The sequence below is a fragment of the Telmatocola sphagniphila genome, assembly GCF_018398935.1.
Taxonomy (GTDB): domain Bacteria; phylum Planctomycetota; class Planctomycetia; order Gemmatales; family Gemmataceae; genus Telmatocola; species Telmatocola sphagniphila.
The window spans coordinates 1,523,433-1,540,526 of the sequence record NZ_CP074694.1 but is presented as its reverse complement, the minus strand read 5'-3'; the positions used below and the strand labels follow the sequence as shown (position 1 = coordinate 1,540,526).

Annotated in this window: 9 protein-coding genes; 4 read left to right on the top strand and 5 right to left on the bottom strand. The window is 51.1% G+C overall.

Going from position 1 to position 17,094, the window contains the following annotated elements; all coding sequences use genetic code 11:
- Positions 1-79: 79 nt before the first annotated feature.
- The 4 genes from KIH39_RS06380 (at position 80) to KIH39_RS06365 (ending at position 5,874) form a co-directional block, all read left to right on the top strand.
- Positions 80-2,302 (top strand): DUF1549 and DUF1553 domain-containing protein, encoded by a 2,223-nt coding sequence (locus KIH39_RS06380; protein WP_213498426.1) that lies wholly within the window; start codon positions 80-82, stop codon positions 2,300-2,302.
- 10 nt (positions 2,303-2,312) lie between these two features.
- Positions 2,313-3,602, top strand: a complete 1,290-nt coding sequence (locus tag KIH39_RS06375; protein ID WP_213498425.1) for a DUF1501 domain-containing protein — start codon at positions 2,313-2,315, stop codon at positions 3,600-3,602.
- 226 nt (positions 3,603-3,828) lie between these two features.
- Positions 3,829-4,419, top strand: a complete 591-nt coding sequence (locus KIH39_RS06370) for a PPC domain-containing protein (RefSeq protein WP_213498423.1) — start codon at positions 3,829-3,831, stop codon at positions 4,417-4,419.
- A 123-nt stretch (positions 4,420-4,542) separates the two neighbouring features.
- Complete coding sequence (locus KIH39_RS06365; RefSeq protein ID WP_213498421.1) at positions 4,543-5,874, top strand: DUF1501 domain-containing protein; 1,332 nt, start codon at positions 4,543-4,545, stop codon at positions 5,872-5,874.
- Positions 5,875-5,891: 17 nt separating this feature from the next.
- Here KIH39_RS06365 and KIH39_RS06360 read toward each other — a convergent pair whose 3' ends face one another.
- The 5 genes from KIH39_RS06360 to treZ form a co-directional block, all read right to left on the bottom strand.
- Positions 5,892-6,290, bottom strand: coding sequence for a hypothetical protein (locus KIH39_RS06360; protein ID WP_213498420.1), 399 nt, complete (start codon positions 6,288-6,290; stop codon positions 5,892-5,894).
- Positions 6,291-6,458: 168 nt separating this feature from the next.
- Positions 6,459-9,602 (bottom strand): DUF7133 domain-containing protein, encoded by a 3,144-nt coding sequence (locus tag KIH39_RS06355; RefSeq protein WP_213498418.1) that lies wholly within the window; start codon positions 9,600-9,602, stop codon positions 6,459-6,461.
- A gap of 135 nt (positions 9,603-9,737) precedes the next feature.
- Positions 9,738-13,052, bottom strand: coding sequence for a maltose alpha-D-glucosyltransferase (gene treS, locus KIH39_RS06350; protein WP_213498416.1), 3,315 nt, complete (start codon positions 13,050-13,052; stop codon positions 9,738-9,740).
- Between the two features lie 51 nt (positions 13,053-13,103).
- On the bottom strand, positions 13,104-15,152 hold the full coding sequence (locus KIH39_RS06345) for an amylo-alpha-1,6-glucosidase (RefSeq protein WP_213498415.1): 2,049 nt from the start codon (positions 15,150-15,152) through the stop codon (positions 13,104-13,106).
- A gap of 27 nt (positions 15,153-15,179) precedes the next feature.
- Positions 15,180-17,057 carry a malto-oligosyltrehalose trehalohydrolase gene (gene treZ, locus KIH39_RS06340; protein WP_246539563.1) on the bottom strand — a complete coding sequence of 626 codons (1,878 nt, stop codon included), beginning with the start codon at positions 17,055-17,057 and terminating at the stop codon, positions 15,180-15,182.
- Positions 17,058-17,094: the final 37 nt, after the last annotated feature.

Below are 17,094 nucleotides of genomic sequence, written 5' to 3'. Positions count from 1 at the left end.
GCGGGCTAGGGGAGTCTCAGGTAGAATTCAATTACCTACCTGATCACCCTTTTTTGGCATTTAATTCCAAGGACACTCCATGCAACGCTGGTGGGCACCCGCCTATACGTTGGGACTCTTTGTTCTACTGCTTTTGCCGCTGCCCGCTCGTTCGGAGGAGTCTCCTTCTTTTCAAAACGAGATCATTCCTTTACTGACTCGACAAGGCTGCAATCAGGGCAGTTGCCATGGTAAAAGTGCGGGGCAGAACGGCTTTCGTCTCTCACTGCGAGGCTATGCTCCCGATCAGGATTTTCAGTCGATTACCCGGGAATTCGAAGGGCGACGAATTGATCGTTCCTCTCCCGAGCGAAGCTTACTTCTGAAGAAATCGATTGGCGACGGATCTCATGCGGGCGGAAAGCTCTTCGAAACCGGCTCACGGGAATATCAAACCCTTTTGAATTGGATTCGAGCGGGCACTCCGGGACCGATTAAGACGGAACCAAGGCTCACCCGGTTGGAAATCAGCCCGTCTGAAAAAATCTCTCGTTCTGGAGAGACCTATCCGATTCAGGTTTTTGCCTGTTGGGATAATGGCCAGAAATCGGAAGTTACCTGGCTAACGCAATTTCAATCGAACGACGCCAGCCAAGTCACGGTTGAACCCAAAGGTCTGGTTCATGTCCTTCGATCGGGTGCTACGGCCATTCGGGCGTCGTTTTTGACGGAAGTCGCGGTCTCATTGGTTACTGTACCCAGCGGCCATACCGTCCCTCGGGAAAAACTGACATTACGTAACAATCAAATTGATGATGCGATTTTCAAAAAGCTGGATCAGTTGGGGATAGAACCTGCCCATTTAACAACGGATGCCGAATTTTTGCGTCGAGTGAGCCTCGATCTGACCGGCACACTCCCAACACCGGAAAGAGCCAAACAATTTCTTCAAAACAATTCGGCGGACAAGCGTTCTCGGCTCATTGAAGAATTGCTCAATTCTCCCGAGTTTGTCGATTTCTGGACACTACAACTTGATGACCTTCTCCAGAACCGCAAAGAACGCGACCACGACGTTCGCGGTAATAAAGGCGTTCGGGCTTTTCACGGCTGGATACACGAACAGGTCGCCAGGAATCGCCCCTGGAACGAATTGGTTCGGGAAGTGATTTCCTCGAGTGGTTCTTCCGAGGACCATCCCGAAGTCGGTTATTACATAGTGACGGTCGGTGAGAATCGCCATGCGGATCGCTCCGAGGTAGTGGCTTCCGTAGCTCAAGCGTTTCTGGGCACCCGGATCGGTTGTGCTCAATGCCACAATCATCCCTTGGAGCGATACACTCAGGACGATTATTATCATTTCGCGGCATATTTCTCTCGCATCAAAATCGAACGCAAAGATTCCAAGGAAGGGCCGAGCCTACTCAAAATTTCCCATCCCGATGAAAACGAGAACAAAAAACCGGTCGGCGTGAATCAACCCAGAACCGGCCAGTTTCTGAAGCCACAAACCTTGGATCGAAAGAGTTCTGAAATAGCGACCGGCGAGGATCCTCGAAGAAAAATGGCCGCTTGGATTGTGGATCCCAGGAACGAAGCCTTTGCGGGGGCAATGGTGAATCGGCTATGGAAGCATTTCTTCGCGGTTGGTTTGGTCGAACCAGTGGATGATATCCGGGCCACAAACCCTCCCAGTAATCCTGAACTCTGGAATTTTCTAGTCCAGCAATTCATCCAGAACGGCTACGATCTCCGAAAATTGATGAGAATTATAGTCAACAGCCGAAGCTATCAAGTTTCTGCAACCACCTGCAAGGAAAATGAAACCGATCAGCGTTTTTATTCGCATTATTACGCGCGTCGGCTTCCGGCGGAAGTCCTGGCCGATGCCATAGCGCAGGTAACGCTCGTTCCAGACAATTACAACGGCTACCCGCAGGGCATTCGAGCGATTCAAATTCCCGACGCGATTACGAACAATGCTTTCCTGGGGATGTTTGGGAAATCGGAGCGAGTGACGGCCTGCGCCTGCGAGCGAAACGGCGATGTCACACTTCCCCAACTTTTGCATTTGCAAAATGGTGAAGAGATCCTTCGAAAATTTAAAGCGGATTCTGGACGATTGAAGCAACGACTGAAAACCGGCGCTTCAAGCGAGGATAATATTCGGGAGTTATTTCTGAGCAGTTTGACTCGCTTTCCCACGGAAAAAGAAGTGCAAACGGTTCAGAAAATGTTGAACGAGGGAGACTCTCTGGAAGCGGTTTATTCCGATCTTCTCTGGGCGTTATTGAATTCCAAAGACTTTGCTTTCAACCATTAATGGTGAGACCATGCTTCATATCCAGCACAATCGTCGGCAATTCCTTCGGGTGGGTGCCCTCGCTCCGCTGTCGTTCGGCCTGACCGACTTCCTAAAACTCCAGTCCGTCGCCAGCGATAAGTCAGCTAAAGCTAAATCGGTGATTCTCATCTATCTCGGCGGCGGTCTTTCACACCACGATTCGTTCGATTTGAAACCGGAAGCTCCTGAAGAAATTCGAGGTAAGTACAAGCCGATTGCGACATCAGTAAAAGGTTTGCAAATTGCAGAGTCACTACCTAAAACCGCCCAGATCATGAATAAGGTGACGTTGATTCGTTCCGCCTCCCATAACAACGATCATCACGAAACGGCGACCAACTGGGCACTCTCGGGTCGTTTCGGCTCCCCCTTCGGCGATTACCCGGCCATCGGAGCTGTGGTGGCCAAAGAATCCGGATTTACCAAGACTTTGCCTCCTTACGTCTCGATTCCCCGAAATCCCTCTTTCACCTGGGAGTTGGGGAAGAGTGCTTTTCTCGGTGGGCGCTACGAGTCCTTTCGAGCGGGCGATCCGAATGAGAAGAACTACAAGGTACGCGATGTCAGCCCTTCCGAGGAAGTCGGGATCAAAAAGCAGGAGCGCCGAGCCAAGTTACTGGAAACCGTCGATAATCTAGCCAGAACTGTCCAGGGAAACGACCAGATCGCGACGTACGACGAATTTCGCAAGCGCGCCTCCGATATGATTCTTTCCAGCGAAGCTCGTAAATCCTTCGCGATCGAACAGGAATCGGAGAAAACGCGAGATCGCTTCGGTCGAACGACTTTTGGACAAAGCTGCTTGCTGGCACGACGGCTCATCGAAGGGGGAGTCAAATTTATCACCATTAATTTTGGCGGCTGGGATCATCACGCCAAGATTTTTGAAGGACTCGATAAAAAACTGCCCGAATTCGACAGCAGTTATTCGGCCTTGATTGAAGATCTGGATAGTCGAGGTTTACTCAAAGACACACTAGTCGCGTGCTTTGGAGAATTCGGCCGCTCGCCAAAGATCAACAAAGATACGGGACGGGATCACTGGGGGCAGGCTGCCTCCATTCTGTTTGCGGGTGCCGGCGTGGGTCGCGGTCAGGTCATTGGGGCTACGGACAAGCAGGGGGGGTACCCCATTACTCAGCCCATCCCACCGGCAGATGTCTGCTACACAATACTCTCTTCCCTGGGTATCGATCCGAGAAAGATCATCCACACTCCGGATGGCCGTCCGATCGAGATTCTGGATCAGGGGGAAATGATCAAGGGACTCTTCGCCTAACTAATCCCTCTCTGAAATTTTCAGGTGGAACATGTTCCAGCGGTATTTGAGCTTTGGAGGGTTATGGTGCGTAGCGATCTTTCTCAGCGCAAACTTGCCATCTAGGGCTCAGGATAAAGAGAAAAGCAAAAAAGCTGATCCTCCGAAAATCCGAGCCTGGGCACCACTAGGAATTTTAGCTCAGGACAAGCCTAAAGTTCTGATTCGCGGTTCGAAGTTTGAGAATGTGTCTCAGGTACTCTGCAATAACCCCAATGTGGAGGTTAAGATTCTCGGTGGTGTCAAAAAGATCGCCAATCAACCTGGAGGTGATACAGAAATTCAAGTCGAGCTGAACTTCAAGCAGAAGATCGCAGAGAAAAATTTGGAATTAAGGCTCGTCAGTAAAGAAAGCACCTCGGAACCTCTCATCCTCATCATTGATCTTCCCGGTCAGATCACTCGGGAAATGGAGCCCAATGACGGCTTTTCCACCGCTCAGAAAATCCAAGCTCCTACAGTCATTGAGGGGACCATTGGCAAACCTCAGGATGTGGATGTTTACTGCCTGGAACTCAAGCAAGGAGATAACCTGGAACTGAGCGTCTGGGCGTCCCGATTGAAAACCATCACGGACCCGATCCTGAGCCTCTACGACAGCGAGAAGAACCTGCTTAAACTGGTCGATGACATGTCTGGCAGTCGCGATCCAGAACTGAAATATGTCATTGCCAAGGATGGGAAATATTACTTTTCGATCACGGAAGCGAATGATCAGGGCGGGCCCGTTTTTTCTTACCGCGTGGATGTGAAAGTTCAGCCGGCTGCCAAAAAGTGAACAACCTCCGGATTCGAATCTCAAAATGGTAATCGATTCTAGTGCGTTTATATTAGCGTCCCAGCGAAAGCTTAGTTAAAATTAGAATTCCTGCCGAGTAACTTTTTCCTCTGTGACTTCTCTATGAAAACCTTTCAGAGACCGGATCGACGAAGTTTTGTCAAAGCGGGTATGCTGGGCTCGGTGGGTTTATGCTTGCCGGATCTTCTCCGAGCGGAGACGAGTAAATCCAAAATCAATTCGGTGATTATCCTCTGGATGCGAGGGGGACCTTCGCATATCGACATGTGGGATATGAAACCGGAAGCCCCCGTTGAATTTAGAGGCGAATTCGGTTGCATTCCCACTACGGTTCCCGGTGTTCAACTCTGCGAACTGCTACCGATGTCTGCCCGAATCATGGACAAGTGGTCGATTATCCGAAGCCTGAACCATCATGATGCAGGGCACTCGACCGGGGATCAGATCTGTTTCACTGGCTACGATGCCGGCCCCAGTCCCGATGAGAATATCCATCCCAGTTGTGGCTCCATTGTCTCCAAACAATTTACCAACCAATCGGCCAAGGTTCCACCTTACGTCATGATCCCCAGAATGGTACCTGGTACAGGGTCTGCCTATCTGGGTGTAGCACATCGACCGTTTGAAACCATGGCCGATCCCGGCGATACTTCCAAGCCGTTTAAATTACCTAATTTTGATTTCCCGAGCGGCATTACACTCGAGCGGGTCGGAGATCGAAAAGGGTTGCTGCAAAGCTTCGATGCTTTGAAAAGAGAAGTCGATTCGACGGGTCAGATCGATGCCACGGATAAGTTCCAGCAGCAAAGTTGGGAAATCCTATCCTCTAATGCCGTACGCGACGCTTTTGATATGAACCGCGAATCTCAGCTTACGAAAAATCGTTACGGTAACGCGGCGGCCTTCGATCCCAAAGATCCGACCCGTTGCGGATGCCCCTCCTGGAGTCAACGTTTACTCCTCGCCCGACGACTGATTGAAGCCGGAGTGAGGTTGGTCACAGTCGATCTTCGCTGGTGGGATACGCACGTGAAAGGCTTTGAATCGCTTCGACTCGGATTTCTGGACCGCTGGGATCGGGCGTACACGGCGTTAATCGAAGATCTTGAGCAGCGCGGCCTCTTGAAAACCACCATGGTATTGGCGTGGGGGGAATTTGGTCGTACTCCTCGCGTCAATAAGGACGCCGGAAGAGATCATTATCCGAATGTGTTCAGCGCTGCGATTACGGGCGGGGGCATCCGGGGAGGCACCATTGTGGGGGCGTCCGACGAAAAAGCTGCTTTTCCCAAAACAAATCCCAAGAGTCCCCAGGACGTTCTAGCCACTATATACCGGCATTTAGGAGTCGATTCCCAGGCGGAATATGCAATGAATGGTCGACCGGTTCGCGTCTTGCCCAGCGGAAAACCGATCGACGAACTGTTTGCTTAGCTTAGGAACGATTTGAATCATTCGACCGGCGGTCGATCTCCTTTGTCGCCCTTATCGCCCTTATCCCCCTTGTCGCCTTTATCTCCCTTGTCACCACCTTTTCCAAAACCTTTATTCATGCCGCCCATCGGTCGGAAGCTTTCGATCTGTTTCTTCTGTTCGCTGGTGAGTAGTTTATCAAGCTTTTCTTTCAGATCCTTTTCGATCTGTGCCAACTTGGTTTTCTGTTCATCGGTCAGGTTAAGCTGTTCCACCAGTTGAGGCGGCAGCGCGACACCCAATTTAAATCCCTGCCCACCTTTTCCTTTCCCCTGGCCGCCTTTACCACCCCCCTCGGGAGGCTGAGATAATGCGGGAACGGTTAGAACCGTCATGGCTGTTAGGCAGAGCAGCAAACCGAATACTCGTCGTTTCATGGAAATCTCCAGTCAAATATTTAGAGCCTATCTCCTAGGGAAGTCACTAACTACAGAGTAACCCCGCCGCCTTAAGCGAACATTAAGCGATAAAAACAGACTGAAAAAAGAAAAAGCCGAGTGATTCTTCCAAGAGGAATCACTCGGCGTCGAAGAATTCTATCCTTGTTATTTTTTCGCGGGCTTCTTCGCGGTAATCGGTTCGTGGGCCGCCAGATCTTCCAGATAATCGAGAAGGGAGGCCAGATCGATCACCTTCAGTTCGGCCAGTAACCCTTCCGGCATTACCGAGATATTCGATTTGGTACGCCGTTCAATGTTCTTCTTGTTAAGCACGATTTCGGTTCCCTTATCGTCTCGAATCGTCACCTTATCGGCGGCTTCCCGGGTTACATATCCCGTGTAAGTTTTACCGTCATCCATATTGAAAATATTCGTCTGAAAACCCTGGGCGATTATTTTGCTGGGCAGCAAAATTGATTCTGCCAGATCCTTACGACGATAAGTCTTGGCGATATTTCCCAGATACGGACCTTTGGAAACCTGATCGGGAGAAATCGTATGACAGACCGCACATCGGGCGGCGTTGAAAAGTTGTTCGCCGCGCCAGATTTCTCCTTTGGCTTTGATACCCGCCGTCAGAGCCTCTTCGACTTTCATTTCCTTGATCTTGGGGCCAACGGCTTCGAACACGGCCTTCACTCGAGTTGCATCGAGTTTCAAGGCTATAAGTGCATGAGCCGCTACGTCACTTTCGGGACCACCCTTGTCAACTACCTCGACAATATTTTTAGCGAGGGAGCGATCGTTCCCCAATACCGCTCCCGCCAGGAGAGTTTCCCGCTTTTTGGGATCTCTCCAATCCGCTTCAATCAATTTGGAGGCTAGTTCCTTGCTCTCGACCACCGACATAGGACTGGCAGCGATCTTCAACAGAACCGCGTAAGCCAGGGAAGAACCACTTTTCACCTTCTCCGTGAAAAATGGAAGATACTGATCCCGGTAGGGTGCACCAATTATCGTTCGCTGACTCTCCTTCTCTTTCTCTGCAGCCGCAAAAGCGGCCCGATAAGCCTTTTCCTGATTGATGCGTACGAGACTTTCAACCGATTTACCGGTTAATTCTTTTTGCTCGGAAGCTTGGATTAATAAATCGAGCGTACTGGGCGGCACTTCTTCCGCCTTGGTAAGTTGCTCGACCAGAACGGGTAGAGCTTTGGGATCTTTCTTAGCCAGATCCACCAGGCGACCCAGAGGATCACCGATTTTTACTCGATTTTTCGCAAGGATTTCGCCCAAAAAGACGCTTTCGAGAGCATCCGCGTTCGAAAGCGTTTTCTCGAGAACTTTCCCGATCTCCGCCGAGCCTTCCCAAACGACGGGTGCATAATAGGGGCCTCGATAATCGGGGCGAGTTCCCCAGGATTCTCCCTTCCAGACAGCCTCTTTATAATAGAGTCGGCAAAGGGCAGTCAAAATATCTTGCCGGCGATCGGCCACGGACTCTTTCTCCAGTCGCGAGATCAGTCCTTTCACAACTTCGAGAGTATGCATCATCGCCAAAGCGCGGGAAGCACCCACCCGAGCCTGCTTCGAAACACTACTGTCATCGAGAACGCCAAAGCATGCCGCTGAGGCTTCCCGCTTAGCAAGGCACTGCACAGTTGTGTGGGCGATCAATGCATCGGAATCCCCGAGTAATTTCGTTATCCCTTCGCCCGGAAATCCAATTCTCGTGGCCGCTATCAGGGCTTCCAAACGGGTTTTGGGATAAGCCGATTTCAGACACTCCGCTACCGCTTCTTTGGCGACCTCTTTCGTTGTTTCCGGGTTCTCGCCCAGGAAGCGCACGGCATAGCCCGACATGTCGCTGTTCTGGGATGCAATGGAAGCCAGAAAAGCTGCATTACCCTTTTTCTGCTGAATATAGGCGAGAGCTGCGAGACGGGCAGGGATAGAGTAGGAGGAATCGGTAACGGCCGCTTTCAACTCGGCGTCAATTTTAGTGGACTGAGGAGCTCTCAACAGTCTTCGCTGGCTTTCCAGGCGAATCTTGTAGACTGCCGTTTCCAGCATCAGCTTTTTCAAAGCTTCTGGTGAGAGTTTCGCAAAATCGGGCAAAGGCTCGGGCTTCAGATCCTTGGGTTCAATTCGAGTGATGTAACCCACATTCGGGCCATCGTAGGTAAACAAGCCATTACGCCAACTGCTGACGTATGCTCGTCCGTTGGCATCGACATCCACATCCGTTGGTCGAGGAAGACGCACAAAGACCGACGGCTTACCTTTTTCAATGAAAGTGGATCCTGAGGCTTCCACAGGATGAGCGAATATAGCTCCATTCCCCCAATCGGCCGTAAAAGGTCGATTGTTCCATTTTTTGGGCCAGCGTGGGTCATCGATCCAGGCGGCACCGCAGCCCGCACCGCCACCGTAATCCGCCAGCGGGGTGACTTCTTCATCCGCAAAGTTCTTGTAGAAACGGGGATAACCGTGATTTTCAAATCCGCTGATGTGATGAAACCGCACGTCCCAGCCGTCACCGTCGTTTGTGTTATCACGTGCAAAGCCATCTAAAAGCGGGGACACGGCCACCTGCAGAATATTTCGGGTACCGTAACTGAAAAGTTCCAGCCCGGTTCCATCAGTACGGACGCGAACCACACCGCCGCCGCGCAGTTGTAATTTTCGCCCGTCGGTTCCTTCCGCTTCCATAAAACCGAAGTCGCCGATAGCGGCATAGATCCAGCCGTCCAAACCCAATGTGATGCCATTCGAAGTATGGTCTGCCGGTCTATCCTTGAAGGTGAAGGCGATGTTCTTCACCAGAATTTTTTCTTCTCCTGCTTCTCCAGAGCCGTCTTTATCGACGAAAACTCCCAGATGCGGCGGATGCAGGACATAGAGTCGATCGATATCCCACGCCAGACCACGGGGGGAATCGATATCTTTTACGAAGGTTTTCACTTCATCCGCACGGCCATCGCCATCGGTATCCCTTAACCGAAAAATCCGGCCCATATGCTTATCCCGAGCCAGCGAACCATTTTGATCGCTGCCGACGTAAAGCGTTCCATCGGGTGCGGCTGAGATGAAGACTGGGTAATTGGCCTGATCCGGCGTGGCGAAAATAGTGGCTTTAAAATCTTCGGCTGGCCGGGTTTCCCGCATCAACTGTTCGACGGTCGGCGGTGGGGCTTCCTTCTTATTGCTCTTTTTCGTTTGGGCCTGCAGTAAAGAAGTTGAAGGACCGGAAAGGAGTATTCCCAGCAGGCTCGTACCGACGAGAGGCCAAATTCGATAGCGTTTCATCAAGATTTACCAAACAAGGAGGGAAAAATCGGATTCTTATTTTCTTACTCCCTGAGTTACCTAGTTCAATTCGAGTTTCTCCTGGATGAAATAGAAAGCGAAATATTTGCCAGATTGGTCGATGAGAACAACTTGTTAGGGAATTTCCTCAATGCAGCGAAAAATTGCGTTGAGCGGTACGATGATCCATTCGGGCCGACGTCGAAGATCGTAGTCCAGTTCGACTAAGGCACGTTCCACTTGAAACAGGTTGAGTAGGGAATGCATGATTTCAGGCTTCGAGGGAAGCAAGTGTGTGATCCTGGGATCTTTAAGATAAGAGTCGATCAGATGCGTAGTTGTTCGTATCCGCCATTGCTCCGCCCAGCCGGCCACCAAGGCCTGATCTTCTTCCCGGATGACACCCGGGGCTCGTCCCCGATGATTGCCAAGATCGTAGATAACCGAATTCAGAACGTAATCCATGGATCGGAGAAGTGTCGCCAAATCTCGCAATCCCAGCTTTTTGATCCGCCTTTCGCTTATGGACCTGGAAGAGTCCCCGACGAAATCGGTAAGGATGTAATTGTCGCCTACGAACAACAGCCGAGCGAGATGATAATCTCCATGGCAGCGAATTCGATAGCCGTCGATCTTGGGATCCATTGCTTTTCGGAAACGCTGATCGAGGGCCGGGAAACTATTTTGTAATCGATCGACGAGCTCCCGGGCACTTTCAGGAATGGAATACTTTCCCCACTTGAATCGACGTAAAATCTGTTCGGTTACCGAACGCATAGTCTGATAGACGGAACGTTGATAGGTCGATGTAGTCAGTTCAGGAACGAAGGCCGGGTTCGAAGGGTCCGAAGTGAGTGCTACCTGTAGTTCGGCCAAGTTTTTACCTAATGCCTCGGCCATGGCCTCACTCTCGGCAAAAAGCAAATTGCGATCCGCTTCGAATTCCAGACTATTAACCTCGTCTGATTCGCTCATTCGATTCGCTTTCGAGCGTGACAGTGCAGTCGCTTTCTCAAAGAATTGGCTTAAAAGATGTTGAGCCTGTTCCCAGGCTGTCTTCTGATTGGGAACAAAGCTCTTGAGTACCGCCAGAGTGCTGATCCCCTGGTCGCCTCGGTGCAATTCGGCCGTTCCCAATATGGGAACGATCCCGAAATAGTTCTGCTTTGTCAGAAAGCGGCCCACTTCGACATCGGGATGGATTCCCTCGTTGAGATCCCGGAAAGTGCGCAGAATGAATCGAGAATCGAAGATCGCTGTGAGATCTCCATCCTGACCACGCTGGACGGAGGGAAGCCCTTCGGTCGACGGAGGATTGGGATCGAACTCGGAAAAAGAGAGGCTGCGGATGAACCCGCGTTCCAAACTCAGGCGACGATTTTCAGCTATCGCATGGATCAGATTCCAAAAGTGCTCGGGGGTTGCAGCAGCATCTATGATTCTTCCCGGTCGTGGTCCCCCCACTTTGGCTAGCACCGATTGTCCGGCGGGAATCAGGAGTTCACGCGGTTGATCGTCCGCTGTGAAGGTCAGTGGCAGCAAGAACGATTCCGGCAAGCCCTCGCGCCATTCTAGTCGAACCACCAGGATATAGACGCTTTCCGGTCCTCGATTCTGCATCCGCCAGGATGTGGCCACGTGACAGGACATCAAAGGGCCATCCAGATTTTCCGGTATCAATTTCTCGATGAGGGGCTGGAGTACTTCCTCAATTTCATCGAACGATGGATTCTCGAATAACTCGCTCCAATCCACTTTGACTTCGAGAGTGGGCACTTGGACTTCCGACTCCGGGTGCTCCGAGGCCCGACTCGATTTTTTTAACAAAAACCAGTAGAAGCCGTGCGGGCCAAGCGTTATGGAGTAGGGGACTTCCTGAATTACTGGAAATCGGCTGTGGCCGTAAAGTTCTTCAGGTACCCATCCCGCGAAGCTCTTCAGATCCAAGTCGGTTTGTTGCACAAATCGAGAGAGATTGGCCACTAAGAGGAGAGTTTCCTCTTCAAATTGCCGGATGTAAGCGAGTACTTTCGAATTTTCAGGTCTCAAAAATTCGATACTACCGCGGCCCAGCGATTTATGTTTCTTCCGCAAAGCGATTAACCGCTTCGTCCACCAGAGCAGCGAGGAAGGGTTGTTCTGCTGGGCTTCGACATTCACAGCTTCGTAGTGATACTCCGGATCGAGAATGATTTGGGAATATAGCTTCTGCGGATTCGCCCGACTGAAGCCCGCATTTCGATCGGCACTCCATTGCATGGGGGTTCTCACGCCATTTCGGTCTCCCAGATAGATATTATCCCCCATGCCGATCTCATCACCGTAGTAAATCACCGGGGTACCGGGCATGCTGAAGAGCAGGGCGTTCATGAGTTCTATTCGGCGTCGATCATTTCGCAGAAGCGGTGCGAGGCGGTGCCGAATACCCAAAAATATTTTCGCTTGCGAATCCCGCGCATAAGCACGAAACATGTAGTCCCGTTCTTCGTCCGTGACCATGGCGAGCGTTAATTCGTCATGATTCCTGAGAAACAGGCACCACTGGCAATTTGCCGGAATATTCGGTGTTTGAGCGAAGATATCCAGAATGGGAAATCGATCCTCCTGTTGCAGGGCCATAAACAGACGAGGCATCAGCGGAAAGTGAAACGCCATGTGGCATTCATCGTCCTCGCCGAAGTAACTGACTGCATCCTCCGGCCAGGCATTGGCTTCCGCCAGAAACATCCGATTAGGAAACTTCGCATCCACATGAGCGCGCAGCGCTTTCAAAAAACCATGCGTTTCCGGCAGGTGTTCGCAAAGCGTACCTTCGCGTTCGAAGAGATACGGCACCGCATCCAGACGCATGCCATCGACTCCCATTTCCATCCAAAAATCGACTATCGGAAAAAGAGCCTTCCAAACTTCCGGATTATCGAAATTCAAATCGGGCTGGTGAGAATAGAAACGATGCCAGTAGTACTGTTTGGCGACTGGATCCCAAGTCCAGTTAGAGTTCTCGAAATCCGGGAACATCAGTGGCACATTCGAGAATTTATCAGTCGTGTCGCTCCAGACGTAAAAATTCCGTTCATTCGAACCGGGTGGACTAAGTCGGGCCCTCTGGAACCAGGGATGCTGATCCGAAGTGTGATTGATGACCAATTCGGTAATGACCTTCAAGCCGCGGCGATGGGCTTCCTCCAGAAAGGTTTTAAAATCGCTCAAAGTGCCATAGATGGGATGCACATCCATGTAATCGGCGATGTCATATCCGTCATCTTTCAAAGGGGATGGGTAAAAAGGTAACAACCAAACGGTGGTGATGCCGAGATCTTCGAGATAATCCAATTTCTGGGTCAGGCCGCGAAAATTACCCACACCGGAACCGATGGCATCCTGATAGGCACGTACAGGCACTTCATAAATGATGGCATCCTTGTACCAAAGCTTGTCATCCTGCGACATGCGTATCTCCTAAAAATCTCGAAGTGAATTCCTGGCGCGTAGCATAAATCGTCAGGCTTCCTTAACATCATCGAGCACCATACAGCGAGCCACTTCGCCGACGCTCCAGGCCTGAGCAATGCAGGCGCGCGGCGTGAAGGGTTCCTCGGCATCGAATACTTCACTGATGCTGCCTATACAGGCTTCCGACAAATGCGATTCGAAGCCTCTCAAGAATCGAGACGATTCAGACGCTTTTTCCGAATGGAGTTTTCTCCAAGCATCTATAAATGGACCGATCAACCAGGCCCACACCGTTCCCTGGTGGTAGGCGGCATCTCGAGAGCGCAAATCGCCGTAATATTTTGACTTATATTCGGGATTGTTCGGGGAGAGCGATCGCAGGCCGACCGGAGTAAGCAGTTCTTTTTCCACAATTCCAAGAATAGCTGGCCAATGTTCCTTATTCAGAACCGGATGGGGCAAAGAAATCGCAAATATCTGATTGGGTCGACAAGCGGGATCATTCCCATGCTCTCCATCAACCAGATCGAAGAGGTATTTTTGTTCCGGATTCCAAAATCGATCATTGAAGGATCGTTTGACTTCTGCCGCCAAAGTTCCCATCGACGCCGCTTCTGGATCATTCTCTCGCTTCAGCCATTCGTTCATGAGACAAAGTGCGTTGTACCATAAGGCGTTGATCTCGACGGTCTTGCCGCGGCGGGGGGTTACCACCCAGTCTCCGACTTTAGCGTCCATCCAGGTGAGCTGATAACCCTCTGCTCCCTGTTTGAGCAGTTTATCTTTCGGATCGACTCCGATACCGTAATCGGTGCCCGCCAGGTGCTTGGCCACGATGGTTTTTAGCGTGGGAATCAGATTGCGGATCGATTCGTGATCCCGTGTGTACGCTTCGTAGCGGCTCAGAGCATGAAAGAACCAGAGCGTGGCATCGGCCGTATGATAAACGCCCTGATTGGAACCATCCGGAAAGTAGTTGGGAATCAGACCATTGCGTACGTGGCTGGCAAAGGTCCGAAGGATATAACCCGCTTCCAGGTGCCGACCAGTTACCAACGTCAACCCTTCGAGGCTGATCATGGTGTCGCGGCCCCAGTCTGTAAACCAGTGGTATCCGGCGATGATCGTACGCGCTTCGTCCCCAGAAGCTTCGGCTTTGGCCGTATCCGCCGTGCGGCTAACGGGTGTGATGATAAATTGATCGGCGGCCAATGCGAGTTCTGCGCCAAATCCGTGCCTTAAGGCCGGACTCGAAATTGAAATAACTCTGCGACGCCGTTCTAACTCTTTTTGCAAAGCTTCAGACGGGGTATGTGAAAGTAATCGATCCCAACTTTCCGTCGAAGCGGTGAGCGTGACTTCCTGATCTGCATTCAGATTTGCTCGAAATAAACCCATGCTGTAAAGCGTGCCTACGCCGTCGTAGCCTCGATTTTCCTCCACTCGATACAGAATGTTCGGAACGTTCATGCCATCGAGAGTCAATGCATGGGCGTTTCCTACTACGCGCATTCTCAATCGTGGAAATTCACTGGTCTCCCCGGACATTTCATAACGGCCTTCGGTGGCCGTGAGAGTATAAGGGCCACGCATCGGAATGCTGACGGGCGCATCATGATCTCGGAAGTGAACTGAGGGACGAAGTTTCAGACGAACCGGACCCTCCCCTTTTAACAGACGGTAAATCAGGTGAACCGTATTCTGCTTATTGGGCATGAAGAGTCTTTTTTCAATCACATGATCGTGTGCGACGAATGTCCAGATCGGTAGCCCTTCCTCCAGACGGAAGCCGGACAGAATGTCCGCTCCATGAATGTCCAGACCGCTATCTACTTTTTCGATTCCACCAAAAGAGGCTACCGACCAGTCCGGGAATCGGAATTGCTCGGCGAGGTGGTTAAACATCATCAGACGGCCCAACGGAGCTGGATGAGCCGCGATCAAAAGACCGTGATAACGCCTTGTGGCCGCACCGCTGATGGTGCCGCTGGCGTAGCCACCCAGTCCATTTGTCACCAGCCATTCGCGATCCAGCGAGTGCATGAGATCGGCAGCTTGGATGTCGCGTACAGTGTAATTCGTATTGAGATCGGTCATCATCAACCTTGCAAAGAGAAGATATCTTCAATTCACCCTGCGAGCGCCGAGGAGCGTCGCGGATTCTGCGGCCAAAAGCCAACCAGTTTCGGTTTCCGGATGGAAAACTCCCGAACCGCCGTAGCTGGGCGAATCCGTCGAAAGCAGTAATTCCCATTCACATTTCCAGGGAGCTGCCAAGAGTGGTTCGGGACAGGTTTGCAGATCCCAATCTCTGCCCAGATTAACGAGAAGGATTCGATCCAGGCCTTCTGGATGGATGTACCGCAAAACAAAGGCCTGAGGGCCTAAAACGGCGCCATCGATTTTCATGTGCCGCTGAGAATTGAAATTCAAATCGAGTTTGCGGAGTTTTAAAAGGTCCTTGGTCAACCGATAATGTGCCTCATGGGTAAAGCGCTCATAGAAATTGAGCTTACATCGCTCAAAAGTGGCTGGATTGTGCGGCGCCGCCAGCTGAGCCTTCATTTTCGTATCGCGGAGGTTGCGAAACTGGCTGAGAAACTCTTTGCGTCCCCGCTCCACTAAAGGAGCTAACTCGTTATGATGGTCCGCGAAATAAAAGAAAGGCGAACTACTGGCAAATTCTTCGCCCTGAAAGAGCATCGGCGTTCCGGGCCCCAGCAAGGTGACCGTTTTGATCGCCCGATATCTTCCCGGACTCGTCATCTGATGCATTCGCAAACCCCGGCCCGAATTGGCCACTTGATCGTGGTTTTCGAGGTAATTGATGAAAGCCGATGGCGGAAGATCCAAGCCGGCATGACCTCTTTTCTGGTTTTGCCAGGAATACCATTGTCCCTGATAGAGGTAGCCGTATTTGATTGCCGAAATGAACTCCTGAGGCTCTCCGCGATAATCTTTGTAATAGGCACCCTGATGGCCGGTTAGCGCCACAGAGGCGGAGTGATGAAAGTCGTCATTCCACAGCCCATCCAACCCATAACCTCCCGTTTCAATCGACCTAACTAATTCGGAATGCTGAGATTCATTTTCGCTGACAATAATGGTGGAACGCCCCTGCGCAGCTCTGCGAACAGTCCTTCCTATCTCTGTCAGGATGTGTTTCTCCGGAAGCGCGTTGTCGTAAATATTCTGCGTGGCATCCAAACGCAGACCGTCCAAATGAAAGTCCTCGATCCAATAGCCCGCATTCCCAGTGAAGAAATCCCGCACGGGCTGGCAGTTTTCTCCATCAAAATTAATGGCTTCCCCCCAGTCGGTTTTGTGTTTTTTTGAAAAATAGTCCGGGCTGAATTTGGGGAGATAATTGCCGTCGGGACCCAGATGGTTGTAAACGACGTCTAGAATTACACCGAGCTTTAAGCGGTGGGCTTCGTTCACGAACTCACGAAAATCTTCCGGTGTCCCATATAAACGGGTAGGGGCATATAGGCTTACACCATCATAACCCCATCCAAATTTTCCGGCGAACTCATTGACGGGCATGACTTCCAGACAGGTGATGCCGACCTCGGCTAATTCCGGCAACTCCTTCAATGCCGCTTTCCAGGTCCCTTCCCGAGTAAAAGTCCCAATGTGCATTTCGTAGAGAACTTGATTCGATAGCTCAATTCCTTTCCAATCTTCATCCGTCCATTTAAAGGTTCGACCATCCACAACCTGAGAAGGACCATGCGCTCCTTCGGGCTGGAAGCGTGACGCCGGATCGGGATAAGCATTTCCATCTTCCAATCGATATCGGTACAAACTCCCTGGAGTCGCAAGTCGAGTTTCTAACTGGAAATAGCCATTTTGATCCGGTTGCATCGGAATTTCGCACGGCGATGATCCTTCCAGAATCAAGTTCACATTCTTGGAATTCGGCGCCCAGACTCGAAAAAGCACTGTGCCTGTGGAAGCCTGCACGGATGCCCCGATAGTTTCACGTTTTGTTGGTCCCATAATTGCAGACTGAGCAAAAATTATGCCTCCAAAGGTA